The sequence below is a fragment of the Streptomyces sp. NPDC091682 genome (assembly GCF_044756625.1).
Lineage (GTDB): Bacteria > Actinomycetota > Actinomycetes > Streptomycetales > Streptomycetaceae > Streptomyces.
The window spans coordinates 435,459-461,163 of the sequence record NZ_JBIVTH010000006.1 but is presented as its reverse complement, the minus strand read 5'-3'; the positions used below and the strand labels follow the sequence as shown (position 1 = coordinate 461,163).

The following is a 25,705-nucleotide window of genomic DNA, read 5'->3' as shown; positions in this document are numbered from 1 at the left end:
CCCGTAATCGGGTGCACACATCACTTAGAGCGGGCGCATCATGTCGGAATATGACCGACGCGCCACAACGTCCTCGCTGTGTTGTTGCCTGCAAGCACTCCACGAGGAAGCCTTACAGGTCTTTTTCAAAGGAACCTCATCCACCGAAGTGGACGGGGTATCAACTTCTGGCGTTGATTTTTGGCACGCTGTTGAGTTCTCAAGGAACGGACGCTTCCTTTGTACTCACCCCCGCGACATCCGCTGGGGCTTTCCTCCGGGCTTTCGTTCTGCTATCTTGCGTTTCCGACTCTATCAGACTCTTTCGCGTCCGACTTCCTCGGCGCTTTCCAGGTTTTCGCTTTCGCGCTTTCCCTTTCGGCGGTTCCAACCTTACCAGACCATTTCCGTACCGTTTCCGGCTGGGATTTGAATTGGTGGCCGTTGGAGGGGCCTTTCCCTTTCGGGCGGATCAGACTTTATCAGGTCTCCCTGGGTCTGAGTTCCCACCCGCCCGCATGGCTTGTCCGGACACACGTGTGTGCGGGGGTGCCGTGCGAGGTGGAGACGTAAACGTACTGGAGCGGGGCCCCCGGATGCAAATCCGGTTGCCCCGCTCCCGTTCGGCCGCTACGGCGAGGGTCAGACCTCGACGACGACCGGCAGGATCATCGGGCGGCGGCGGTAGCCGTCCGAGACCCACTTGCCCATCGTGCGGCGGATGAGCTGCTGGATCTGGTGCGGCTCGGCCACGCCGTCGGCCGCGGCGCGGGCGATGGCTTCCTCGATCTTCGGGATGACCGAGGAGAAGGCCGAGTCCTCGATGCCGGAGCCGCGGGCCTGGATGTTCGGGCCGCTGACGACCTTGCCGGTGCTGCTGTCCACCACGACGTAGACCGAGATGATGCCCTCGTCGCCGAGGATCTTGCGGTCCTTGAGGTGGACTTCCGTGACATCGCCGACCGAGAGGCCGTCCACGTACACGTAGCCGGCCTGGACCTTGCCGGAGATCCGGGCCTTGCCGTCGATCAGGTCGACGACCACGCCGTCCTCGGCGATGACGATGCGGTCCTTCGGGACGCCCGTCATGGCACCGAGCTCGGCGTTGGCGCGCAGGTGGCGCCATTCGCCGTGGACCGGCATCAGGTTCCGCGGCTTGCAGATGTTGTAGAAGTACAGCAGCTCGCCGGCCGAGGCGTGGCCCGAGACGTGCACCTTGGCGTTGCCCTTGTGAACCACGTTGGCGCCCCAGCGGGTCAGGCCGTTGATCACGCGGTAGACCGCGTTCTCGTTGCCCGGGATCAGGGACGACGCCAGGATCACGGTGTCCCCGGGGACGATCCGGATCTGGTGGTCGCGGTTGGCCATGCGGGACAGGGCCGCCATCGGCTCGCCCTGGGAGCCCGTACAGACCAGCACGACCTCGTCGTCCGGCAGGTCGTCGAGGGTCTTGACGTCGACGATGAGACCGGCCGGGACCTTCAGGTAGCCGAGGTCACGGGCGATGCCCATGTTGCGGACCATCGAGCGGCCGACGAAGGCGACCCGGCGGCCGTACTCGTGGGCGGCGTCGAGGATCTGCTGGATGCGGTGCACGTGGCTGGCGAAGGACGCCACGATGATCCGCTTCTGGGCACCCGCGAAGACCCCGCGGATGGCGTTGGAGATGTCGCGCTCGGGCGGGACGAAGCCCGGGACCTCGGCGTTCGTGGAGTCGGAGAGGAGAAGGTCGATGCCCTCTTCGCTCAGACGCGCGAAGGCGTGCAGGTCGGTGAGGCGGTTGTCCAGCGGGAGCTGGTCCATCTTGAAGTCGCCGGTGGCGACGACCATGCCGGCGCCGGTACGGATGGCCACGGCCAGGGCGTCCGGGATGGAGTGGTTGACCGCGATGAACTCGCAGTCGAAGGGGCCGAGGGCCTCGCGCTCGCCTTCCTTCACCTCAAGGGTGTAGGGGCGGATGCGGTGCTCCTGGAGCTTCGCCTCGATGAGGGCCAGCGTCAGCTTGGAGCCGATCAGCGGGATGTCCGCCTTCTCCCGGAGGAGGTAGGGGACGGCGCCGATGTGGTCCTCGTGGCCGTGCGTCAGGACGATGCCGTCGATGTCGTCGAGGCGGTCCCGGATGGAGCTGAAGTCCGGCAGGATCAGGTCGATGCCCGGCTGTTCCTCCTCGGGGAAGAGGACGCCGCAGTCGACGATCAGCAGACGGCCGTCGTACTCGAAGACGGTCATGTTGCGGCCGATCTCGCCGAGGCCACCCAGGGGGGTGACCCTGAGGCCGCCCTTGGGCAGCTTCGGCGGCGGACCGAGTTCCGGATGCGGATGGCTCAAAAGTCTCTCCTCACCACGCACGCCACGTACCCCGGAAGGCACGTGGCGCGCATGTCATTCGTGCACTTGCTGTTGTCAGTTCTGTATGTGGTTGTTCGTGCTTATTGAGTTGTGAAGTCTGTTGTCAGAGCTGTACCCCGCCGGCGGCAAGATCGATCTTGAGCTGGGCCGTCTCTTCGGCGGTCAGCTCGATCAGCGGGAGCCGCAGCGGGCCCGCGGGCAGACCCTGCAGGTTCAGCGCGCCCTTGGTGGTCATCACACCCTGGGTACGGAACATGCCGGTGAAGACCGGGAGCAGCTTCTGGTGGATCTCGGTCGCCTTCTGGACGTCTCCGCCCAGGTGCGCCTCCAGCATGGCGCGCAGCTCGGGGGTGACCACGTGGCCGACCACGGAGACGAATCCGACCGCGCCGACCGACAGGAGCGGCAGGTTCAGCATGTCGTCGCCCGAGTACCAGGCCAGGCCGCTCTGCGCGATGGCCCAGCTTGCACGGCCGAGGTCGCCCTTGGCGTCCTTGTTGGCAACGATACGGGGGTGCTCGGCCAGCCGGACCAAGGTTTCGGTGTCGATCGGGACACCGCTGCGGCCGGGAATGTCGTAGAGCATGACCGGCAGCTCGGTGGCGTCGGCGATCGCCGTGAAGTGCCGGAAGAGGCCTTCCTGCGGTGGCTTGCTGTAGTACGGGGTGACGGCGAGCAGGCCGTGCGCCCCGGTGCGCTCGGCCTGGCGGGCCAGCTCGAGGGTGTGGCGGGTGTCGTTGGTACCGATGCCGGCGACCACGTGGGCGCGGTCCCCGACGGCTTCGAGGACGGCTCGTACGAGGTCGTTTTTCTCCGCGTCGGTGGTGGTCGGCGACTCACCGGTGGTGCCGTTGATGATCAGGCCGTCGTTGCCTGCGTCCACCAGGTGGACGGCGAGCCGCTGCGCGCCGTCGAGGTCGAGTACGCCATCCGCCGTAAACGGCGTGATCATGGCGGTGAGGACCCGCCCGAAGGGGGTCTGCGGAGTCGAGATCGGAGCCATGGGTAACACGCTACTCGCTGCCATGCTCGCGGTGTCCCCTCGGGGGACGCCAACGGGGTGTTGGACGCCGGCACTGCCTGCTCGGGGGTTCAAGCAGTGCCGGGTCCGTTTGATCAGCCTAGATGAAGTTTACGAAACGTCGCAATACGGACACTTAGGACTTAACGCCGTGCATCTGTGCGCCGCCGGTGTACCGCGCCTTACGGGGCAACGCGACCGTTGCCGTTGTAGGCGGCGTACGTCAGCGGCATGAGCTTCGCCCAGTGCTGCTCCATCTTCTCGCCGACCATCTCGATCTCCCGCTGCGGGAAGGACGGGACCGCCGCGAGCTCGTGCTGCGTGCGCAGACCGAGGAAGTGCATCAGCGAGCGCGCGTTGCAGGTGGCGTACATCGAGGAGAAAAGACCGACCGGCAGGACCGAACGGGCAACCTCGCGGGCCACGCCCGCGGCGAGCATCTCCCGGTAGGCCTCGTAGGCCTGCACGTAGGAGTCCTCCATGACGCGGCCGGTCAGTTCCTGCTGCGCCCGGGTGCCCTCGACGAAGACGTACTTGCCCGGGCGGCCCTCCTGGACCAGCTTGCGCTCGGCGTCCGGGACGTAGAAGACCGGTTCGAGCTCCCTGTAGCGGCCCGACTCCTCGTTGTACGACCAGCCCACGCGGTGGCGCATGAACTCGCGGAAGACGAAGATCGGGGCGCTGATGAAGAAGGTCATCGAGTTGTGCTCGAACGGGCTGCCGTGGCGGTCGCGCATCAGGTAGTTGATGAGGCCCTTGGAACGCTCCGGGTCCTTCTGCAGCTCCTCCAGCGACTGCTCGCCGGCCGTGGAGACGCGAGCGGCCCACAGTACGTCGGAGTCGGCGGCGGAGTGCTTCACCAGCTCCACCGTCACCTCACTGCGGAAGCTGGGTTTCAGATCTGAAGCGGCGGTTTCGCTCACCGGGGGTCCTTCCAAACGTGCGTCCTGGGGCGCGCCCACTCTACGGCGCCCCCCGCACGGCCGACGCAGACGCACGCGGCGCAGGGGCGTCGTACGCCTGACGCACAGCCATGAATCTTTCCTAATGTCCCGAAATCCGGCACCCATTGACGGGCCCGTACGTCTTACCTACGAGAACGCACGCCCCTCCACCCCGAGGAGATTCACTCTGATGTTCCTCCGGCGCGAACCCGTCCCGTTCGCCTTCATCTCAGAAGCCGACCGATTCCGAAGCAACGTCACTCCGCCGCCGCGCGAGCGTCTGGGCAGGACGCAGTTGATCGCCCGTACTCTGGTCGGACTGACCGTGGTTGCGGGGCTCGCCGGCTCACTGCTCCTCGGCATGCCCGCACTGCAGCCGAGCAAGGCGCCGGAGAAGTCGCAGCAGTCGGAGGCGTCCCAGGGGCGGTAGCCTCACGGGCACAGCCCAACCGAACATGCATGTGAGTGAGGTCCAGCCGTGCCCCTGCCCTTCTTGACGGCCGACGGCGTATCCGATGTGGACGACGGCGACGGTGACGGCGACGAGATCCTGGCCCATGCCGACCAGGACCGCTGGCGCCGGCCCTACCGCCCCGGCCCCTGGCGCGTGGGCATCGGCGCGCTACTGCTCCTGCTGTCGGCCTTCATGTTGCTGGCCACGATGATCGTCGCCTTCGCGGGCGGCTGGGGCGGAGCCCTCGTCTGCCTGATCGCCGCCCTCGCGGTCGTCGGATCGGCGGTGCAGACCCTGCGCATCGGCGTATGGGTGAGCCCCGCGGGACTGCGCCGGGTGGGGTTCTTCGTGACCCGCACCACCGCCTGGAGCGAGATCGGAGAGCTCCGTACGGTGCAGCAGCCGGTGCGCTGGCTCGGGCTGCCGAGGACCGTGCAGGGTCAGGCCCTGACGATGGGCGCCCGGGACGGCGCGGAGGCGCCGGTGCTGCTGACGGACCACAACGCCGACTTCCTGTCGCGGACCGAGGCCTTCGACCGGGCCGCCGACACGGTGGGCGCCTGGGCCGACGAGTACCGGCCCGTGGTGGCCGCCTGACCGGCCCGAACCGCCCCCGGAGGCCCGTACAGGTCAGACCTGTACGGGCTTCTTGTCGTGCAGGGCGATCGCCCTCTGCATCGCCTTGCGCGCCCGAGGGGTGTCCCGGGCGTCGTGGTAGGCGACGGCGAGCCGGAACCAGCTGCGCCAGTCCCCCGGCGCGTCCTCGGTCTCGGCCTTGCGGCGCGCGAAGACCTCGTCGGCGGAGTCCCGCAGGATCCGCCCGTACGCGTCCCGTTCCAACTCGTCGACGGGCAGTCCGCCCTCGGCCTCCAGCTCGGTCGCGAGGTGGTTGGCCCGCGTGACGAACCGGGTGTTCTGCCAGAGGAACCAGACACCGATGACCGGCAGGATCAGCACGGCCACCCCGAAGGTGACCGTGAGCAGGGTCCCGTGCTCGATCAGCATCAGGCCCCGGCTGCCGACCAGAACGAAGTAGACCACCAGGACGGCGGCCGTGAGGAAGTACGTGATCTTCGCGCGCATCGTGAAATCAGTCCGTCAGCCCAGGTCGAGGAAGTGTTCCAGGCCGAAGGTGAGGCCCGGGGTCTGCGCCACGCGGCGCGCACCGAGCAGGATGCCCGGCATGAAGCTGCTGTGGTGCAGGGAATCGTGACGGATGGTCAGGGTCTCGCCCTCGCCGCCGAGGAGCACCTCCTGGTGGGCCAGCAGCCCGCGCAGGCGGACGGCGTGCACCGGGACGCCGTCGACGTCGGCGCCGCGCGCTCCGTCGAGGGCGGTGGCGGTGGCGTCGGGCTGCGCGCCGAGGCCGGCCTCGGCGCGGGCGGCCGCGATGAGCTGCGCCGTCCGGGTCGCCGTGCCGGAGGGGGCGTCCACCTTGTTGGGGTGGTGCAGCTCGACGACCTCGACGGACTCGAAGTAACGGGCGGCCTGGGCAGCGAACTTCATGGTGAGGACGGCGCCGATAGAGAAGTTCGGGGCGATGAGCACACCGGTCTGCGGCGAACCGTCGAGCCAGGAGCCCAGCTGCGCGAGGCGGTCCTCGGTCCAGCCGGTGGTGCCGACCACTCCGTGGATGCCGTGACGGATGAGGAAGTCCAGGTTCCCCATCACCGATGCCGGGGTGGTCAGCTCGACCGCGACCTGGGCGCCGGCCTCGGCCAGCGTCTCCAGCTTGTCGCCGCGGCCGAGCGCCGCGACCAGTTCCATGTCCTCGGCGGCCTCGACCGCCTTGACGGCCTCGGCGCCGATGCGACCCTGGGCGCCGAGGACTGCCACGCGCAGCTTGCTCATATTGCTTCCTTACTCACGTACGGAACTAGGCGACCGCTTCGTCGAGACGGGCGGCCTGCTTCTCCTTCAGCGGGCCGATCACCGCGAGCGAGGGCCGCTGTGCCAGTACATCCTGTGCCACCGAGCGGATGTCGTCCGGGGTCACGGCGGCGATCCGGGCCAGCATGTCGTCGACCGACATCTGGTCGCCCCAGCACAGCTCGCTCTTGCCGATGCGGTTCATGATCGCGCCGGTGTCCTCCAGGCCGAGGACGGTGGATCCGGAGAGCTGGCCGATGGCCCGCTTGATCTCGTCGTCCGCGAGCCCCTCCGTCGCGACCTTGTCGAGCTCGTCGCGGCAGATCCGGAGCACGTCGTGCACCTGGTTGGGGCGGCAGCCCGCGTACACGCCGAAGAGGCCGGTGTCGGCGAAGCCGGAGGTGTACGAGTACACGCTGTAGGCGAGGCCGCGCTTCTCCCGGACCTCCTGGAAGAGTCGCGAGGACATGCCGCCGCCGAGGGCGGTGTTCAGCACGCCCAGCGCCCAGCGGCGCTCGTCGGTCCGGGCGAGCCCCGGCATGCCGAGGACCACGTGGGCCTGCTCGGTCCTGCGGTTCACCAGGTCGACGCGGCCGGCGGTGCGGATGCGCTTCGTCCCGGAGCGCGGGCCGATCGGTTCGGCGTCGGTGCGGGTCAGCGCGCCGGCCTTCTCGAAAGCGGCACGGACCTGGCGCACGACCTTGTTGTGGTCGACGTTGCCGGCAGCAGCCACGACCAGGTGCGTCGGGTCGTAGTGCTTCTTGTAGAAGCGGCGGATCCGGTCGGCGCCGAGCGCGTTGATCGTGTCGACGGTGCCGAGGACCGGACGTCCCAGGGGGGTGTCCCCGTACATGGTCTGCGCGAACAGGTCGTGCACCATGTCGCCCGGGTCGTCCTCGGTCATCGCGATCTCTTCGAGGATGACGCCGCGCTCAGCGTCCACGTCCTCCTCGCGGATCAGCGAGCCGGTGAGCATGTCGCAGACCACGTCGATGGCCAGCGGCAGGTCGGTGTCGAGCACCCGGGCGTAGTAGCAGGTGTACTCCTTCGCCGTGAAGGCGTTCATCTCGCCGCCGACCGCGTCGATCGCGGAGGAGATGTCGAGGGCACTGCGCTGGTGCGTGCCCTTGAAGAGGAGATGCTCCAGGTAGTGCGTGGCGCCGTTCAGGGTGGGCGTCTCGTCACGGGAGCCGACGTGCGCCCAGATGCCGAACGTGGCGGAGCGGACGGAGGGCAGCGTCTCGGTGACGATGCGCAGTCCGCCGGGCAGCACGGTGCGCCGGACGGTGCCGATGCCGTTGCTGCCCTTGAGGAGGGTTTGGGTACGGGCGACGGCCCGCCCCTCCGAAGAGGGGCGGGCCGTCACACGGGAACTACGCGACATCACTTGTCGGAGTCGTCCTTGTCAGCGTCGTCACCGGCGGTCTCGCCGTCGATCACGGGGACCAGCGAGAGCTTGCCGCGCTGGTCGATCTCGGCGATCTCGACCTGGACCTTGGTACCGACCGCGAGCACGTCCTCGACGTTCTCCACGCGCTTGCCACCGGCGAGCTTGCGGATCTGCGAGATGTGCAGCAGGCCGTCCTTGCCGGGCATGAGGGAGACGAAGGCACCGAAGGTGGTGGTCTTGACGACCGTACCCAGGTAGCGCTCGCCGACCTCCGGCATGGTCGGGTTGGCGATCGAGTTGATCGTGGCGCGGGCGGCCTCGGCGGCCGGGCCGTCGGAGGCACCGATGTAGATGGTGCCGTCGTCCTCGATCGTGATCTCGGCGCCGGTGTCCTCCTGGATCTGGTTGATCATCTTGCCCTTGGGCCCGATGACCTCACCGATCTTGTCCACCGGGATCTTGACGGTGATGATCCGGGGGGCGAACGGGGACATGGCGTCCGGCGTGTCGATCGCTTCCATCATCACGTCGAGGATGTGGAGGCGGGCGTCGCGGGCCTGCTTGAGGGCCGCGGCCAGGACGGAGGCCGGGATGCCGTCCAGCTTGGTGTCGAGCTGGAGGGCGGTGACGAACTCCTTGGTGCCGGCGACCTTGAAGTCCATGTCGCCGAAGGCGTCCTCCGCACCGAGGATGTCGGTGAGGGCGACGTAGTGCGTCTTGCCGTCGATCTCCTGGGAGATCAGGCCCATGGCGATACCGGCGACGGGGGCCTTGAGGGGCACACCGGCGTTCAGCAGCGACATGGTGGAGGCGCAGACCGAGCCCATGGACGTCGAACCGTTGGAGCCGAGGGCCTCGGACACCTGACGGATCGCGTACGGGAACTCCTCGCGGGTCGGGAGGACCGGCACGATCGCGCGCTCGGCGAGCGCGCCGTGGCCGATCTCGCGGCGCTTCGGCGAACCGACGCGGCCGGTCTCACCGACGGAGTACGGCGGGAAGTTGTAGTTGTGCATGTAGCGCTTGCGGGTCACCGGGGAGAGGGTGTCCAGCTGCTGCTCCATGCGGAGCATGTTGAGGGTGGTGACGCCCAGGATCTGGGTCTCGCCACGCTCGAACAGCGCCGAGCCGTGCACGCGCGGGATGGCCTCGACCTCGGCGGCGAGGGTACGGATGTCCGTGATCCCGCGGCCGTCGATGCGGACCTTGTCCTTGATGACGCGCTCGCGCACCAGGGCCTTGGTCAGGCTGCGGTAGGCGGCGGAGATCTCCTTCTCGCGGCCTTCGAAGGCCGGGAGGAGCTTCTCGGCGGCGATCTCCTTGACGCGGTCCAGCTCGGCCTCGCGGTCCTGCTTGCCCGCGATGGTCAGCGCCTGGGAGAGCTCGCCCTTGACGGCGGCCGCGAGGGCCTCGTACACGTCGTCCTGGTAGTCCAGGAAGACCGGGAACTCGCCCTCGGGCTTGGCGGCCTTGGCGGCCAGGTCCGACTGGGCCTTGCAGAGGACCTTGATGAAGGGCTTCGCGGCGTCCAGACCGGCGGCGACGATCTCCTCGGTCGGCGCCTCGGCGCCGCCCTTGACGAGGGCGATGGTCTTCTCGGTGGCCTCGGCCTCGACCATCATGATCGCGACGTCGCCGTCCTCGAGGGTGCGACCCGCGACGACCATGTCGAAGACGGCGTCCTCGAGCTCGGTGTGCGTCGGGAACGCGACCCACTGGCCGCGGATCAGCGCGACGCGGACGCCGCCGATCGGGCCGGAGAAGGGCAGGCCGGCCAGCTGGGTGGACGCGGAAGCGGCGTTGATCGCCACGACGTCGTACAGGTGGTCGGGGTTGAGGGCCATGACCGTCGCGACGACCTGGATCTCGTTACGCAGGCCCTTCTTGAAGGACGGGCGCAGCGGGCGGTCGATCAGGCGGCAGGTGAGGATCGCGTCCTCGGAGGGGCGGCCCTCACGGCGGAAGAAGGAGCCGGGGATCTTGCCGGCCGCGTACTGCCGCTCCTCGACGTCCACCGTCAGGGGGAAGAAGTCGAGCTGGTCCTTGGGCTTCTTCGACGCGGTGGTGGCGGACAGCACCATCGTGTCGTCGTCCAGGTAGGCAACGGCGGAGCCGGCGGCCTGGCGGGCCAGGCGGCCCGTCTCGAAGCGGATGGTGCGGGTGCCGAAGGAACCGTTGTCAATGACGGCCTCGGCGTAGTGGGTCTCGTTCTCCACTAGCGTTTTCTCCATTTTCGTCGTCTCCGTCCGCCGCCCGTGTGGCGGTGGACGGTTGCGGAGAAGCGCTCCTGGCGTGCGGGCCGGTCTTCGATCGAAGCACCCGGTTCGTTGCCCTTGGGGGCATTCCGGGTGCCACTACCGAGGACCGGCGGCGTGGGAGGGCGCTCCTCCTCTTCAGTTGTGCGCGTCTTCCTCAGACGCGCACGTGCGTCCGTTCCAGACTACAAAGGGTCCGGTCCGTCCCGCACGTACAGCAAAGGGAGCGGCCCCCGGATGTGGGAACCGCTCCCTTCACAGCGCTTTACTTGGCGCCGGCCGCACCGCGGCGGATGCCGAGGCGCTCGACCAGCGTACGGAAGCGCTGGATGTCCTTCTTGGCCAGGTACTGCAGCAGGCGGCGACGCTGGCCGACCAGGATCAGCAGACCACGACGGGAGTGGTGGTCGTGCTTGTGCGTCTTGAGGTGCTCGGTCAGGTCCGAGATGCGGCGGGAGAGCATCGCAACCTGGACCTCGGGGGAGCCGGTGTCGCCCTCCTTGGCACCGAACTCGGTGATGATCTGCTTCTTCGTAGCGGCGTCGAGCGGCACGCGTACTCCTCGTTTTAGGTCTTCGTTGCCACCGAGTGCCCCAGGTCTGAGTCTCTGGGGAGCTTCCGTTACTCGGGAGGCGGGGTCCGCTGAGCGCAGTCCGTAGACCCTCTCGTCGAGGAATCCGGGGGACGCGTACACAAACGGCCGTCACACAGCGTACCAGGCCGCCGCTCCGCCACGTCTCAGCTGGTGAGAGACCTGGCGCGGGAGTACACGTCCAGCACGGCCAGGGTGAGCGGCACGAGGCTGAGCAGGACCGCCGCCTCGGTGAGGTCGAGCAGCCGCCCCCAGAAGGGTGACAGACCCTTGCGGGGAATGACCAGCGCAATTCCGGCGAGGAGTGCCGCGCCGGCCGCGACGGCGGCGGTCAGCCAGATGGTACGGAGGTCCAGGCCGCTGCTGTCGTGCTCCCGCAGGAGCGCTTCGAGCAGGTCGGTCGGCGGGTGCAGGGCCATGCCCAGGATCAGCAGCGCGATGGCGACGAGGCCCGCGGTCAGGACGCAGACCACCTGGGAGGTGTAACGGAAGAGGCGGGCGCGCAGCAGCATGGCGAGGCCGGTGGCGAGTGCCAGCAGGCGGCCCCAGGTGTTCTCGGAGAAGCCGAGGACGGCAGCGGCGCCGACGGCGACCGCGGCGCAGCCGCCGACCAGGCCGAGCAGCATCTCGTGGCCGCGGCGGGCCTGGGCGGCGATGGCCTCGGCGTCGAGCGGGGCGGCGCCCGGCTCGTGCTGGTCGGAGCCGGGCTGCTCACCGTACGGCTCGGTCTCGTAGCGGTCCGGGGTCTCGTAATCCTCGGTGGCGCTCTGCGGGGCGGCGTAGCCGATGGGCAGGCGGGCGAAGCGGGCGGAGAGGCCGGGGAGGAAGGCGACGAGGCCGATGGCGACGGGGGCGCAGACGGCGGCAGTGTGAGTGGCGGAGGCCTCGGTGGCGATGGCCACGAAGGTGGCGAGGGTTCCGGTGGCGGCGACGAAGGTGGCCGCGACGAAGGGGGCGTCGCCGCTGGGGGTGAGCGCGACCAGGGCGACGGAGGCGATCAGGGCGCAGACGCAGCCGAGCAGGAACTGCAGGCGCCCCGGTCCCTGGCCGACGGCCGGGGCGATGATCCCGGAGCCGGCGATCATCAGGTGCGGGAGGGCGCCGAGGCCGAGGGCGACGGCGGAGAGGCGGTCGCCGTAGACGCGGGCGCGCACTCCGGCGACGGCGGTGAGCAGGATGCCGACGGCGCCCGCGATGATCCCGGGCAGGCCGTGCATGTCGTGGCGCAGCGGGTCGGCGTACCAGAGGACGAAGCCCAGCATGACGAGCAGCACGGCGGCGCCGGCCAGGCCCGCGCCGCGCAGCATGTCGTCGCTCCAGCGGTGCCGGTCGCGGACGACGGCGGAGGCGACGGCGTCGGACACGTCGTCGAACACGGCCGGCGGCAGGGATTCGGCGAAGGGGCGCAGGCTCAGCACCTCGCCGTCGAGGACCTGCTGGCCGGCGAGGGTCCGGGCGCCGTCGAGGACGGTGCCGGAGCGGCGTACGAGGTGGAAGCCGGTCGGGGCGCCCACCGGCTGGGTCTGGCCGGTGAGGCGCAGCAGCTCGGGGTAGACGTCGGCGACGGCGATGTCCTCGGGGAGGGCGACGTCGATGCGACTGTCGGGAGCCACGACGGTGACCCTGCAGAATCCCGTCGTCCCGGCCGTACTCACCTGTGTGACCCCCCTGGTTGGCGCCCGCACCGGCGGACTGATTCGCGGATGCGCATGCTGCGCGCGCCACCCTACCGGGCTAATGACCGACTGTCGGCAAGTAGGATCACCGTCGCGCGGGGGAGACCCCCTTCGCGCCCGGGACTTGGGGGCGCCGGTTGCGACGTCCCAGCCGTTTTCGAGGGATTGATGCTCCGGTGAGCCAGATCGTCGTCAAACGCCCGCCGCGGTCCCTGCCGCCCGAGGTTCCGGCGGAGGAGCTGCGGCTGGAGGCTCCGCCCGAACTTCCGCGCGGGCAGCAGGAGGGCATGTTGATGCAGCTCCTGCCGATGCTCGGCATGGGCTCCTCCGTCGTCTTCTTCTTCATGCCGGGCGCGGCCCCCTTCATGCGCATCATGGGTGTGCTGATGCTGACGTCGACGGTGGCCATGGTCGTCGCCCAGTTGGTGCGCCACCGGCGCGGTGCGCAGGGGCAAATGGCCGATGTGCGCCGGGACTACCTCAAATATCTGGCACAGACGCGTCGTCAGGTGCGCCGGACGGCGCGGGCGCAGCGGGACGCGCAGCTGTATCTGCACCCGGCACCGGAGCAGTTGTGGTCGGTGGTGGCGGAGGGCTCCCGGCTGTGGGAGCGGCGGGTCGGCGACCAGGACTTCGGGCAGGCGCGGCTCGGGCTGGGCGCGCAGCGCCTGGCGACCCCGCTGGTGGCGCCGGACACCGCTCCGGTGGACGAGCTGGAGCCGCTGACCGCGGGCGCGATGCAGCGGTTCCTGAAGGTGCACTCCTCGCTGGACGGGCTGCCGATGGCGCTGTCGATCCGCGCCTTCTACCACGTGACGGTGTCCGGGGAGCCGGAGTCCGCGCGCAGTACCGCGCGGGCGATGGTGGCGCAGCTGGCGACGTTGCACTCCCCCGAGGACCTGATGGTGGCCGTGGTGGCGGCGCCGGGTGCGGTGCCCTCGTGGGACTGGACGAAGTGGCTGCCGCACGCGCAGGTCCCCGGGCAGGTCGACGGGGCCGGTACGAAGCGGCTGTTCGGCGATGACCTCGCCGAGCTGGAGGGGCTGCTGGCGTCCAGGTTGGAGGGCCGGCCGCGGTTCAGCCGCGAGGTGTCCCCGGTGCTGGACCAGCCGCACCTGGTGGTCGTGCTGGACGGTGGCATGGTGCCGCCGGACTCGGTGTTCGCGGCGGCCGAGGGCCTGCAGGGCGTCACCATCGTCGAGGTGGTCGCGGGCGAGCTGGACGAGCCGCGCGGCGGGCTGTCGGTCGTGGTGCGGCCGGGCCGGCTGCGTCTGGAGTCGGGCGCGGGGGTCGCGTACGAGGGCGTGCCGGACGCTTTGTCGCTCCCCGCGGCGGAGGCGCTGGCCCGGCAGTTGGCGCCGATGCGCACGGGCGGCGGGGACGACGACGAGCCGCTGCTGGCCAATCTGGACTTCACCGACCTGCTGAACCTGGGCGACGCGGCCGCGGTCGACGTCGCGCGGACCTGGCGGCCGAGGTCGGCCGGCGAGCGGTTGCGCGTGCCGATCGGTGTCGGTGAGGACGGCGCTCCGGTGATGCTGGACCTGAAGGAGGCCGCGCAGGAGGGCATGGGGCCGCACGGTCTGTGCGTGGGTGCGACCGGTTCCGGCAAGTCGGAGCTGTTGCGCACGCTGGTGCTGGGGCTCGCGGTCACGCACACGTCGGAGACCCTGAACTTCGTGCTCGCCGACTTCAAGGGCGGTGCGACCTTCACGGGCATGGGGCAGATGCCGCACGTCGCGGCGGTGATCACCAACCTGGCCGACGACCTCACGCTCGTGGACCGGATGGGCGACTCGATCCGCGGTGAGCTGCAGCGACGTCAGGAACTGCTGCGTTCGGCGGGCAACTACGCGAACATCCACGACTACGAGAAGGCCCGCGCGGCGGGTGCCCCGCTGGAGCCGCTGGCCTCGCTGGTGCTGGTCATCGACGAGTTCAGCGAGCTGCTGACGGCGAAGCCGGACTTCATCGACATGTTCATCCAGATCGGCCGCATCGGCCGTTCGCTGGGCGTGCACCTGCTGCTGGCCTCGCAGCGCCTGGAGGAGGGCAAGCTACGCGGGCTGGACACGTACTTGTCGTACCGGATCGGTCTGCGGACCTTCTCGGCGGCGGAGTCGCGGACGGCGATCGGCGTGCCGGACGCCTACCACCTGCCGTCGGTGCCGGGTTCGGGCTATCTGAAGTTCGGTACGGACGAGATGACCCGCTTCAAGGCGGCGTACGTCTCGGGCACCTACCGCTCGGGCGGGCCGGACCTGTCGGTGGGGCAGTTCCCGGTGGAGCGGCGGCCCGCGCTGTTCACGGCGGCCCCGGTGCCGGTGGTGTACGCGGCCCCGGATCCTGCGTACCTCGCGGCGCAGGCGCCGCGGGAGGACGACGCGCTGGCGGACACGGTGCTGGACGTGATCGTGAGCCGGCTGGAGGGGCAGGGGGTGCCGGCGCACCAGGTGTGGTTGCCGCCGCTCGACCAGGCGCCGCCGCTGGACCAGCTGCTGCCGGCGCTGGCGCCGAGCCCGGAGCGCGGGCTGCACGCGGACGGGTACACGCGGCCCGGCGGGCTCGTCGTGCCGCTCGGCCTCATCGACAAGCCGTTCGAGCAGCGGCGCGAGGTGCTGTACCGGGACTTCTCGGGTGCGGCGGGCCACATGATGGTGGTCGGCGGTCCGCAGTCGGGCAAGTCGACGCTGATGCGGACGCTGATCTCCTCGTTCGCGCTCACCCACACCCCGCGCGAGGTGCAGTTCTACGGGCTGGACTTCGGTGGTGGCAGCCTGTCGTCGATCGCCGAACTGCCGCACGTGGGCGGGATCGCCTCGCGCCTGGACCCGGAGCGGGTCCGGCGCACGGTCGCGGAGGTGGTGGGCATCCTCAACCGCCGCGAGGAGTTCTTCCGCTCGAACAACATCGACTCGATCGGTACCTACCGGCGCCGTCGGGCGGCCGGTGACCTGCCGCACGAGCCGTGGGGCGACGTGTTCCTGGTCGTCGACGGCTGGGGCAACTTCCGGGGCGAGTACGAGGGCCTGGAGCAGATCGTCACGGACATCGCCTCCCGCGGTCTGGGCTACGGCATCCACGTGGTGATCACCGCGGCGAGGTACATGGAGGTGCGGGCCGCGCTCAAGGACCAGATGCTCAGCCGGCTGGAGCTGCGCCTCGGCGACACGATGGACTCCGAGTTCGACCGCAAGGTCGCGGCGAACGTCCCCACGGGGATGCCCGGCCGCGGCCAGGTCGCGGAGAAGCTGCACTTCCTGGGCGCGCTGCCGCGGATCGACGGTTCGCACGAGGCCGCCGACCTGTCGGAGGCCACGACCTCCTTCGTGACCGCGGTGAAGGAGAGCTGGGCGGGGCAGGCGGCTCCCGGCGTACGGCTGCTGCCGCGGCTGCTCCGTTCCGACCAGCTGCCGAAGGGCGGGGAGTACCCCGGCCGCGGGATCGCGATCGGCATCGACGAGATCGACCTGGAGCCGGTGTTCGTCGACTTCGAGTCCGATCCCTTCCTCCTCGTCTTCGGTGAGAGCGAGTCGGGCAAGACGAACCTGCTGCGGCTCATCGCCAAGCAGATCTCCGAGCGCTACACGCCGGACCAGGCGCGTCTGGTCGTCGGCGACTACCGGCGGAGCCTGCTCGGGGCGCTGCCGGAGGAGCACCTGCTGGAGTACGCGCCGATGGCGAGCTCCCTGCAGATGCACATGGAGGCGCTGGGCGGGGTGTTCTCGCGGCGGCAGCCGCCGACCGACGTCACTCCGCAGCAGCTGCGCGACCGCAGTTGGTGGACGGGCCCGGACGTGTTCATCATCATCGACGACTTCGACCTGGTCTCCACGAGCCAGGGCAATCCGCTGGCGCCGCTGGTGGAGTTCCTGCCCTTCGCCCGCGACACGGGCGTCCGCTTCATCATCGCGCGCAACTCGGCGGGTGCCTCGCGTTCGCTGTACGAGCCGTTCATGCAGCGGATCAAGGAGCTGGGCGCGCAGGGTCTGGTGCTGTCCGGCGACCCGTCCGAGGGGGATCTGGTGGGCACGGTGCGGCCGCGTCCGATGCCGCCGGGCCGGGCCAGCTTCGTCTCGCGCAGGCGGGGGACGTCGCTGGTGCAGCTCGGCCGGATGCCGGGCGGCATGTGAGCCGTCCGTCCGGTGGCCGGCGGCATCGCCGCCGGCCACCGGAGGATCGGAACTTCGGGGCTTCGGGGCATCGGGGCATCGGGGCATCCGGGGAAAGCTGTCCCGGCCGGTGGCGCAACCCCGATAATCGGCCGTGAAGACCGCGTCACCGAGGGAAAGGCCGCCCATGGGCACCCAGCAGGAGAAGGACGAGCTGTACGCGCTCGACATCAGCGGTGTGGAGTGGGAAGGGCCGCCCGGGACCAGCCCCGACGAGGAGCGGGTCGAGATCGCCCGGCTCCCCGAGGGCGCGGTGGCCATGCGGTCCTCGCTGGACCGGGAGACGGTGCTGCGGTACACGGCCGCCGAGTGGGAGGCCTTCGTGCTCGGGGCCAGGGACGGCGAGTTCGACCTCGACCGTCCACAGCCTGAGTGAGGGTCCTGGAGCACACGTCGAAGGGGCGCGCCCGGTGCGGGCGCGCCCCTTCGGCACGTACGGACCCTCACGGGTCCCGGCTCAGTACGCCTCGGTGAACAGGCGCGAGGCCTTCACGTCGGTGGCGCGGTAGTCGCCCTTGCCGCGCTCGATCAGCTGGGCCACGTGCTCCAGCTGCTTCTGCATGCTGTCCGCCTTGCCCTTGTACTTCGTCTGCAGCTGGACGTACTGCTCGTGCGCGGTACCGTCCCAGGTGTCGGTGACGACCTTCAGGGCCGAGTCCATCTCCTCGAGGTCCTTGAGGATGTTCTTGGAGACGGTGCGGATGCGGTCCGCCATCTGCTGGACCGTCTCGTACCGGACCCGAGTGTGCCCGTCGTTAGCCATGTTCTTCTCCTTGTCGGTGCGGCCGGGTGGTGAAGGGCCCGATGTCAGACGCTGTTGAGGCCGGAGCTGTTGCCGGACTGGCTCTGAACGGCCTTGAACGCGGCGCGCACCTCGTCGTCCTGGGCGTTGCTGAGGTTCTTGGTCTGCGCCACGGCGTTGTGCAGGACGCCGAGCATCCGGCGGATCTCGTCGTGGTCCTCGTTGACCATGGTCTGCGCGGACGTGAAGCCCGAGGCACCCACACCGGTCCAGCCGGCGCTCACGGTGGCCAGGATGTCGGCCAGCTCGCGGGCCTGCGTGGTGACGGCGTTGGCCGTCTGCTCGATCTTGTTCTTCGCCTGGACGACCGGATCGTCTGCAAGTCCGAAGGTGTTCGTGCTCATCGAAGCTCCTCACTTCTCAATTCGCCGGCAGCACCGGCGGATTGCGCAGCGGAGCGGACGTGCCCGGCGCGGTTGTGAACCACGCGCCCGGGCCTTCCCCCTCCGCTTCACGCGATCCCCCGATCACACTCGTGAAGCCTGGTGCCACTCTAGCCAGTTCACTGCCCGCCCCCAACACCGGTGGGGCGCTTCCGTAGATGAACTGTGACCGTTCACTGCAAACGGCGTCGGCGGCCGCGGGCATCCCGGACGACCGTCGCGGTACCGGCGATGACGGCGATCAGGATCGCGCCGATGCCGAGAGCGTACGTGCCGAACCGCTCCTCGCGCTCCTGTGCCGTCTCGGTGAGTCGCAACGGCGCCGCCTCGGGGGCGGCCGCCGGGGGCGGTCCGGGGTCGGGGACCGGAGCCTTCGGGGCCTCCTGGTCGCGGGAGAGCGCGCGCACCGGGTCGACGACGCCCCAACCCACGTAGTCGTCATGACCGTTGACCGCGCGTTCGGCGGTGTTCTGGATCTGCCAGACGATCTGCTGCGCGGACCAATCCGCGTGCTCGGCGCGCAGCAGGGCGGCGACGCCGGCGACGTACGGCGCGGAGAAACTGGTGCCGTTGTCGATGCACTGGCCGAAGCCGGGAACGGTGGAGACCATGTCGACGCCGGGCGCCGCCACCCCGATGAAGTCACCGGGCTGGGAGAATCCGGCCCGCTCGTTGTTGCGGTCCGAGGCTGCCACGGCGAGCACGCCGGGGAAGGCCGCCGGGTAGGTCTTGCGCTTCTCGCCGCTCAGGCCGTCGTTGCCCGCCGAGGCCACCACCACGACGTTGGCGGCGATGGCCTTCTGGACCGATTTGCCGAGATCGGATTCGGCGGACAGCTGTGCGTCGGTGTCCTGGGAAATGTTGATCACTTGGGCGCCCTTGGCCACCGCGTGGTCGATGGCCTGGCTCAGGTTCGCGGCGTTGCCCTTGCCCTGCCCGTCGTTCTGCCGGATCGGGATGATCGTGGATTCCGGGGCCAGGCCGACGAAGCCGGTGCCCTGCTGGGGGCGGGCCGCGATCAGCCCGGCGACCTTGGTGCCGTGGCCGATGGTGTCGACCGTGCCGTCGCCGCCCTTGGGGTCGACGAAGTCCTTGCCGGCTCCGGTGTCGATGGCCGCGCTGAGTTGCGGGTTCGCCCGGTCCACGCCGGTGTCGATGACCGCGACGCGGACGCTGTTGCCCTTCTTGTCCTTGCCCTTGGTCTGCGCCCACAACTCGTCGAGCAGCAGTCGCTGGAGGGACCAGGGCCGGTCCTCGATCTGCTTCTTCATCGGGAAGGTGCACTCCCCCGCGCCGTCGAGGCCGAGTGCGTGCGGGAGTTGCCCGGAGGGCACGGGTGCGTACGGGGACTGCGGCGCGGTGGATCCGGCCGCGGCGGCCGTGCCCGTGCCGCCCGGGGCCAGGGTGAGGACGAAGGCAGCAGCCAGGAGGGCCCGCCGGGGCGCGTGGGTCAGGGTCATCGCCGGCTTCCTCACGAACCCTGGGGCTGACGGGCGGAGTTGGTGTCCAGGCGCGGCCCCTTGGAGAGGAACTCCGACCAGGCGATGGGCACCATGGCCGGGCTGATGCCGCCGTAGCCGAGCCGGACCTGCGCCTGGCTGGCCTCGGGGCGGCCGTCCGCACCGGCCTTCGACTGGTCGGGAGCACCGATCTTCGACTGCTCGGCGTCGCTGTCGCCGTTGGCCTGGACGGCGTACCGCAGCCCGGTGTCGGTGACCAGGAAGAGGGAGCCGCCGGCCGTGGTCTGCTTGCCCTGGACCTGGGTGTACAGCAGGCCCGAGCCGGGCGTGACGTACGCGCTGGTGCCGCTGGCGGTGATGTCGATGGGGAAGCCGGTGCCGGCCCACGTGCTCAGGGTCTGGTTGCCCTGCCCGTCGACCGAACGCAGGACGCTGCAGACCGTGTCGCGGTTGTTGGCCCCGCCGGTCTGGTTGCCGGCGGGCGGCGCCGTCTGGTTGATCCGTTCGGTCTTCTTCTGGGGCCACTTGATGTCGCCAGCGAACGGGGCGGCGTCCGGGTTGATCGACTGGAGGTCGACCTCGCGGGGCTTGCCGTGCATGTTGAGGCCGTCGGTCGCGGGAGCCGAGATCAGCAGCCAGGCGACGAAGTCGGAGACCGGTGCGACCTTCCCGGGCAGCACCACGTAGTGCTGTGCGCCGGAGCCGGTCTGCGCCTTGAGCACCATCCCGACCTTGTTGTCGGCGGTGCCCAGCCCCTTGACCCCGGCGTCGGTGTTGGCCTTGCCGGGCAGCTGCGGGAACGACAGGTCGTCGCCGGAGTTGAGGGTCCCCAACCATTCCGGACTGACCTGTTGGGGGGTGGCGCCCGTGCCGACCAGCGCATTGGTCATCGTCCCGGCGGCCGGGGTGCCCTCCGGGAACTTGTACTTCGTACCGGCCGCGTCGACCAGGTAGCGCTCCTGGCCGGCGGCCGTGCTCTGCACGTACAGCGCCTGGGTGTCGGTGAGCCTGCGGGTGTCGTCCGTCTTGGCCGCCTCGCGGTCGGCGAGGACGAAGGTGGCGGTCTGCACGCCCCGGCCGTTGCCGCCGGGCTGCTGGCAGACGGCCCAGCGCTTGGCCTTGCCCGCGTCGTCCTTGGAGGGGAGTCGGTCCGGGGCGTATTGGATGCCGATGATGGGGCCGCGCGGCGGCTTGCCCGCGTCGAGGACCTTGTCCTCGACCTGGATCACCTTGAACTTCGAGGGATCCAGCAGGAGTCGGGCGGAGGCCAGGTTCAGGACCGGGTGCAGCCGCGTCTGATCCTTGCCGCCCACCTTCGTCGTCAGGACCACGTACCGCGTCGTCGAGTCCTTGCCGACGATGACCCTGGTCCCCGGTTCCGCCCAGCCCTTGGGGGCGGTCGGCTTGAACATGCCCCAGGCGCCGAATCCGGCGAGCACGAGCGCGCCCACGATCAGCCCGGGAAGGACCGCGCGCAGCGGGCGCGGCGCGCCCTCCTCGGTGCCCGTGGCGGATGGCTGGAGGAACGCGGCCACCGTGCGCCGCTTCGCAAAGGTGTACGCGTTGAGCTCATCACGTCGTGATGCCATGACCGCCTGCTTCTCCCCGCACGGCCCGGCCGGTGAGTACGGTCCCCGGGCCTCGATTGTCGGACCGGGCACCTACTATGCCTCTTGACGGACGGTATGAAGGGGCCGGGTAGGGTGAGGCTGCCGCCCAGCCCCTTCCGCACCGGTTCAATCAGGGCTTGTTGGGGTGGATTGGGGAGATTCCGGGGTCGTGCGGCAGGTGTCGCGCAGTGCCGGAACTCATGGGGTCTGGCCCCGGAAAGGGGAAGTGCGCGAGTGATGGCCACCGCGACGGAGCAGCAGGCCGGAGCGCCCGCACCGGCACGCGTCGGGGTGACGCCGCATCCGAAGTCGAGCCCCGGCCGCTTCGGCCCGTTCCGACTGCAACAGCTCGTGCTGCTCCAAGTCGCGGCAGCCGCACTCCTGGTGGCCTGGGTGGTTGAACCCTTGCTGCTGGTTCCCACCGGTGTGCTCGCACTCGTCCTGGTGGTGCTCGCCGTCGTACGCCGCCACCAGCGCTCCCTGCCGGAGTGGATCGGCGGTGTGCTCGCACTGCGTTCACGCCGGCGCCGGGCCGCCGCCTTCACCGTACCCGCGGGCACGGAGCCGGGGCTGGCGCCGCTGGTCGAGGCCGATCCGGCGCTGCGCACCCTCACCTTCAGCGACCGTGACCGGCGTCCGGTCGGCATGGTCGGCGACGGGACCTTCCTGACCGCGGTCGTCCAGGTGGACACGGACGCCACCGCGCTGCGGCCCGACCGGGCGACGCGGCCGCTGCCGCTGGCCGTCGTGCGGGACATCCTCGAAGTGGACGGCATCCGGCTGGAGTCCGCGCAGCTCGTGCAGCACACCCAGCCGGCGCCGGCCCCGCACCTGCCCGCGCAGTCGATGGCGACCCGCAACTACGCGCCGCTGCAAGCCCGGACGGGCACCCCGGCGGTCCGGCTGACCTGGATCGCCCTCAAGCTCGACCCGGAGCTGTGCCCCGAGGCGGTCACTGCGCGCGGCGGCGGGCTCGCCGGTGCACAGCGCTGCCTGGTGCGCGCGGCCGACCAGTTGGCGAGCCGGCTGGCCGGGGCCGGTTTCACCGCCTCCGTGCTCACCGAGCAGGAACTGACGGCGGCGCTGGCCACCTCCTCGTGCGCGAACCCGATGGCGATCACCCAGGCCGGGCGGTCGAGCAGCACCGGGCGGCGGACCGAGGAGACCTCGCGGACCTGGCGCTGCGACGACCGGCGGCACACGACGTACTGGATAGGTCGCTGGCCGCAGCTGGGCGGCGCCGGTGCGGCGGCGCTGCCGCAGTTCGTGGCGCTCCTCACCTCGCTGCCCGCGCTCGCGACGAACTTCAGCCTGACGATGGCCCCGGCGGAGCGACAGAGCGTCACCTTGAGCGGACACGTACGGGTGACAGGGCGGAGCGATGAGGAACTGGTCGCGGCACGACGGGAGTTGGAGAGGACGGCGCGGGGCGTGAAGACCGGGCTGGTCCGGCTCGACCGGGAACAGGTGCCGGGGCTGCTGGCTTCGCTGCCGCTGGGAGGGGCGCGATGAGGGGCGGATTCGGGCTGGTCGGCCCGCGACGGGAGCGGCACGTGGTCCCCGTCGCGGACCTGGACCTGCTGGCACTGCCCGTCGGGGACGACGGGGTCGTCATCGGTGTGGACGCCGAGGGCCGGTCGGCGGTGCTCGGCATCAACCGGCCGACGCCGTACGAGGTGACGCTGATCGGCGGCCTGTGGACAGCACAGGTGTTGGCGCTGCGCGCGGCGGCCACGGGGGCGCGCGTGGCGGTGGAGACCGGGCGCGGGCGGGCGTGGTCCGGGTTGGCCCAGGCGGCGGGCGGCGGGCAGCAGTGCGTGACCTTGCACGAGGTGGGTCGGATCCCGCCGCAGGGCGCCTCGGCCGGCAGCCCGGTGCTGGTGATCCGTGACTGCGGGATGCGGCCGCCGCGCGGGCGCGTGGTGGCCGGGCCGTGGCAGTCGGTGCTGACCCTGCTGCCGTACCTGAGCCCGACGGCGCCGCGCCTGCTCCAGCAGGCGTCCCTGGTGGGGGTGCAGCGGGTGTCCCCCGACGAGGCGGAGCAGATCGGCAGCCTGATGCGGCTCCCGAGACAGGCGGTGGACTCCCTGCCGACGCTGGGCGACGGGGTGACCCTGTGGTGCACGCCGCGGGACCGACAGTTCGTGATGACGCAGGGGACGGACGCGGAGACGGGCCTGCTCGGCGGGGCCCGGCGCATCGACTGACCCGGCTCCCGAGGGGGGCGGACAGTGGTGTCGGGGCGCGATTAGGCTGGGTCCGGGCGCGGCGAGGTGGGCGCCGGACCAGTGTTCGACAGACCAGGAGGACCAGTGAGCGGCGATCGGAACGAGAGGCGCGGCGGGACGTGGGACGTCCCGACGGACGATCAGTCCGACGCGGAGCCCGAGGTGACGGGCGAGTTCACCATCGACTACACCCCGCCGGCCTGGTACATGCAGGGCGGGACGCCGGCCGCACAGGTTCCGGGCCTCCCCGAGGGCAGCGGCTTCGAGCCCCACCGCCCGTCGGAGCTGGAATCGCCCTCGACCGTGCGGATCGCTCCGCCGGTGCCGCGGACGCCGTCCGACGGTGCGGGCCTGCCGGCGCCCTTCCCACCCGCTCCCGCGGCCCCGGTCGAACCGGCCCCGACGTACCGGGCTCCGGCACTGCCGTACTCGACTCCGGCCCCGGCGCCCGCCCAGGCCGAGGTTCCCGCCCCGGCACCGGCACCGGCACCGGCACCGGCACCGACCGAGGCGTCGACCTCGGTTCCGGTTCCGGCTCCCTTCGAGTCGGCGCCGTCCTACCCGATCGCGGCTCCGACCCCTGCTCCGACGCCGATCGAGCCGCCGGCTCCGGCTCTGGTTGAGGTTCCGGTCGAGGTTCCGGCTCCCGCCGAGAACGCCCCGTCGGGGCTCGAAGCCCCGGCCCCGGTCGAGCCGTTCCCGGCCGCAACCCCGGTCGCCGACGTGCCCGCACCCGTACCTGCGGCCGATGAGGTCGCTCCGGAGCCGGCTCCCGTCGACCCCCCGCCCGTAACGCCGTTCCCCGCGCTGCCGCCCGTCGACGTGGTCACGCCCTACCCGCCCCTTCCATCGGCCCCCGTCGTGGAGCCGGTCGCCGAGCCGGCGGCGGAGGTCCCGCCCGCGCCCTGGGCCGTACCGCAGCGCACTCCCGCCGAGGGAACGCCCGTACTGCCGCCCGCCGAGCAGCCCGTAGTGGCTCCGGCGTCGGAGCCAGAGCCGGAGCCGGTCAGCCCCGCGGACGCGCCGCCGGCCGTCGCGGAAACCCCGTTCGGGGGGCCCGTCGGCGAACTGCTTTCGCCGCCGCCCGCGTTCGGGACCCCGGACGACTACCCGTTCCCGCCCCCGTCTCCCGCTCTGCCGCAGTCCCAGCCACCCCAGCACTACGACCCGCGCACCGTCGGCCAGTGGTCGGCCGGGCCCGGGCAGCAGCAACCCCCGCAGCAGCCCCAACAGCACCCCCAGCCGCAGCCGCAACCGCACGACCCGCGCTACTCGGCCGGCCAGACCGGCGGCGGGGCGCCCCTCGGTTACACCGCCGCCGTCGAGCTGTCGTCCGACCGCCTGCTGCGCAACAAGCAGAAGCCCAAGAACAACAACGGCGTCGGCGGCCTGTTCCGCTTCGGCGGCAAGGCGGCCGAAGCGGAGCGCCAGCGCAAGCTGGAGCTGATCCGCACCCCGGTCATGTCCTGCTACCGGATCGCCGTCATCAGTCTCAAGGGCGGCGTCGGCAAGACCACGACCACCACCGCCCTCGGTGCCACCCTCGCCACCGAGCGCCAGGACAAGATCCTGGCCATCGACGCGAACCCCGACGCCGGTACGCTCGGCCGTCGGGTCCGCCGCGAGACCGGCGCCACCATCCGGGACCTGGTCCAGGCGATCCCGTACTTGCACTCGTACATGGACATCCGCCGGTTCACCTCGCAGGCGCCCTCCGGTCTGGAGATCATCGCCAACGACGTGGACCCGGCCGTCTCCACGACCTTCAACGACGAGGACTACCGCCGCGTCATCGAGACGCTGGGCCGCCAGTACCCGATCATCCTGACCGACTCGGGCACCGGCCTCCTCTACTCCGCCATGCGCGGCGTCCTGGACCTGGCCGATCAGCTGATCATCATCTCGACCCCGTCCGTGGACGGCGCCAGCAGCGCCAGCACCACCCTCGACTGGCTCTCCGCGCACGGGTACGCCGACCTCGTCTCGCGCTCCCTCACCGTCATCTCGGGGGTCCGCGAGACCAGCAAGATGATCAAGATCGAGGACATCGTGCAGCACTTCGAGACCCGCTGCCGCGGTGTCGTCGTGGTGCCGTTCGACGAGCACCTCGCGGCCGGCGCGGAGGTCGATCTCGACATGATGCGGCCCAAGACGCGCGAGGCGTACTTCAACCTCTCCGCACTCGTGGCCGAGGACTTCCTGCGGGCCCAGCAGCAGGCCCCGCAGGGACACTGGGGTGCGCCGCAGCAGCCCCAGTCTCCTCAGCAGCCCTATGGGCACCAGCCCCCTCAGCAGCCGCAGCCGTACGGCCAGCCCCAGGGCCAGCCCCCGTACCAGCAGCCGCCCCAACCCCAGCCCCAGCCCTACAGCCAGCCGTACCCCCAGCCCGGCCAGCCCTGGCAACAACCCCAGCCCCAGGCCCCGCAACAACAGCCGCCCCAGCCCCAGCAGCCCCCGCGCGACCCGCGCCTCGGCTGACCGGCGACACAGCGAAGGGCCCGTACCACCCCGAGGGTGGTAC

At 70.5% G+C, this 25,705-nt stretch carries 20 protein-coding genes; 7 read left to right on the top strand and 13 right to left on the bottom strand.

Annotated features, from left to right (window positions below; translation table 11 throughout):
• Window positions 1–621 precede the first annotated feature (621 nt).
• The 3 genes from ACIQK6_RS17395 to thyX form a co-directional block, all read right to left on the bottom strand.
• Window positions 622–2,307 (bottom strand): ribonuclease J, encoded by a 1,686-nt coding sequence (locus ACIQK6_RS17395; RefSeq protein ID WP_329098756.1) that lies wholly within the window; start codon window positions 2,305–2,307, stop codon window positions 622–624.
• A gap of 124 nt (window positions 2,308–2,431) precedes the next feature.
• Entirely contained in the window at window positions 2,432–3,331 is a 900-nt protein-coding gene (dapA, locus tag ACIQK6_RS17390) for a 4-hydroxy-tetrahydrodipicolinate synthase (RefSeq protein WP_329098757.1), read from the bottom strand.
• Between the two features lie 200 nt (window positions 3,332–3,531).
• Window positions 3,532–4,272 carry an FAD-dependent thymidylate synthase gene (thyX, locus tag ACIQK6_RS17385; protein ID WP_329098758.1) on the bottom strand — a complete coding sequence of 247 codons (741 nt, stop codon included), beginning with the start codon at window positions 4,270–4,272 and terminating at the stop codon, window positions 3,532–3,534.
• Between the two features lie 211 nt (window positions 4,273–4,483).
• On the opposite strand from thyX, the gene ACIQK6_RS17380 reads away from it, so the two are divergent.
• Complete coding sequence (locus tag ACIQK6_RS17380; RefSeq protein WP_329098759.1) at window positions 4,484–4,723, top strand: hypothetical protein; 240 nt, start codon at window positions 4,484–4,486, stop codon at window positions 4,721–4,723.
• 48 nt (window positions 4,724–4,771) lie between these two features.
• Window positions 4,772–5,344: a hypothetical protein gene (locus ACIQK6_RS17375; protein ID WP_402695023.1), complete on the top strand. Its 573-nt coding sequence runs from the start codon at window positions 4,772–4,774 to the stop codon at window positions 5,342–5,344.
• A gap of 33 nt (window positions 5,345–5,377) precedes the next feature.
• Here ACIQK6_RS17375 and ACIQK6_RS17370 read toward each other — a convergent pair whose 3' ends face one another.
• The 6 genes from ACIQK6_RS17370 to eccD form a co-directional block, all read right to left on the bottom strand.
• Window positions 5,378–5,830, bottom strand: a complete 453-nt coding sequence (locus ACIQK6_RS17370; protein WP_329098760.1) for a hypothetical protein — start codon at window positions 5,828–5,830, stop codon at window positions 5,378–5,380.
• A 15-nt stretch (window positions 5,831–5,845) separates the two neighbouring features.
• Entirely contained in the window at window positions 5,846–6,598 is a 753-nt protein-coding gene (dapB, locus tag ACIQK6_RS17365; protein WP_329098761.1) for a 4-hydroxy-tetrahydrodipicolinate reductase, read from the bottom strand.
• A gap of 25 nt (window positions 6,599–6,623) precedes the next feature.
• Window positions 6,624–8,003 (bottom strand): pitrilysin family protein, encoded by a 1,380-nt coding sequence (locus ACIQK6_RS17360; protein ID WP_329098762.1) that lies wholly within the window; start codon window positions 8,001–8,003, stop codon window positions 6,624–6,626.
• Window positions 8,000–10,222: a polyribonucleotide nucleotidyltransferase gene (locus ACIQK6_RS17355; protein WP_329107595.1), complete on the bottom strand. Its 2,223-nt coding sequence runs from the start codon at window positions 10,220–10,222 to the stop codon at window positions 8,000–8,002. Before ACIQK6_RS17355 ends, ACIQK6_RS17360 begins: the two co-directional genes overlap by 4 nt.
• 304 nt (window positions 10,223–10,526) lie before the next feature.
• Complete coding sequence (gene rpsO, locus ACIQK6_RS17350) at window positions 10,527–10,814, bottom strand: 30S ribosomal protein S15 (protein WP_030011220.1); 288 nt, start codon at window positions 10,812–10,814, stop codon at window positions 10,527–10,529.
• A gap of 185 nt (window positions 10,815–10,999) precedes the next feature.
• Window positions 11,000–12,508: a type VII secretion integral membrane protein EccD gene (gene eccD, locus ACIQK6_RS17345; RefSeq protein ID WP_402695022.1), complete on the bottom strand. Its 1,509-nt coding sequence runs from the start codon at window positions 12,506–12,508 to the stop codon at window positions 11,000–11,002.
• Between the two features lie 197 nt (window positions 12,509–12,705).
• Between eccD and eccCa the strand changes: the two genes are divergently transcribed.
• Both eccCa and ACIQK6_RS17335 read left to right on the top strand, forming a co-directional pair.
• Window positions 12,706–16,662, top strand: coding sequence for a type VII secretion protein EccCa (gene eccCa, locus ACIQK6_RS17340; protein WP_329098764.1), 3,957 nt, complete (start codon window positions 12,706–12,708; stop codon window positions 16,660–16,662).
• Window positions 16,663–16,828: 166 nt separating this feature from the next.
• Window positions 16,829–17,077 (top strand): DUF397 domain-containing protein, encoded by a 249-nt coding sequence (locus tag ACIQK6_RS17335; RefSeq protein ID WP_329098765.1) that lies wholly within the window; start codon window positions 16,829–16,831, stop codon window positions 17,075–17,077.
• An 81-nt stretch (window positions 17,078–17,158) separates the two neighbouring features.
• Here the strand turns inward: ACIQK6_RS17335 and ACIQK6_RS17330 are convergent, their stop codons facing one another.
• The 4 genes from ACIQK6_RS17330 to eccB all read right to left on the bottom strand — a co-directional run bounded on the left by ACIQK6_RS17330 (window position 17,159) and on the right by eccB (window position 20,935).
• Window positions 17,159–17,464 (bottom strand): WXG100 family type VII secretion target, encoded by a 306-nt coding sequence (locus ACIQK6_RS17330; RefSeq protein WP_030009524.1) that lies wholly within the window; start codon window positions 17,462–17,464, stop codon window positions 17,159–17,161.
• A gap of 44 nt (window positions 17,465–17,508) precedes the next feature.
• Entirely contained in the window at window positions 17,509–17,847 is a 339-nt protein-coding gene (locus ACIQK6_RS17325; protein WP_329098766.1) for a WXG100 family type VII secretion target, read from the bottom strand.
• Between the two features lie 212 nt (window positions 17,848–18,059).
• On the bottom strand, window positions 18,060–19,346 hold the full coding sequence (mycP, locus tag ACIQK6_RS17320) for a type VII secretion-associated serine protease mycosin (protein WP_329098767.1): 1,287 nt from the start codon (window positions 19,344–19,346) through the stop codon (window positions 18,060–18,062).
• A gap of 11 nt (window positions 19,347–19,357) precedes the next feature.
• Window positions 19,358–20,935, bottom strand: coding sequence for a type VII secretion protein EccB (eccB, locus tag ACIQK6_RS17315; protein ID WP_329098768.1), 1,578 nt, complete (start codon window positions 20,933–20,935; stop codon window positions 19,358–19,360).
• A gap of 258 nt (window positions 20,936–21,193) precedes the next feature.
• Here eccB and eccE point away from each other — a divergent pair, with 258 nt between their 5' ends.
• From eccE to ACIQK6_RS17300, 3 genes are all read left to right on the top strand, one after another.
• Entirely contained in the window at window positions 21,194–22,468 is a 1,275-nt protein-coding gene (gene eccE / locus ACIQK6_RS17310; RefSeq protein WP_329098769.1) for a type VII secretion protein EccE, read from the top strand.
• Window positions 22,465–23,163 (top strand): hypothetical protein, encoded by a 699-nt coding sequence (locus ACIQK6_RS17305; RefSeq protein WP_329098770.1) that lies wholly within the window; start codon window positions 22,465–22,467, stop codon window positions 23,161–23,163. Before eccE ends, ACIQK6_RS17305 begins: the two co-directional genes overlap by 4 nt.
• Before the next feature lie 105 nt (window positions 23,164–23,268).
• Window positions 23,269–25,662, top strand: a complete 2,394-nt coding sequence (locus ACIQK6_RS17300) for an SCO5717 family growth-regulating ATPase (protein ID WP_329098771.1) — start codon at window positions 23,269–23,271, stop codon at window positions 25,660–25,662.
• The last annotated feature ends 43 nt before the right edge of the window (window positions 25,663–25,705 follow it).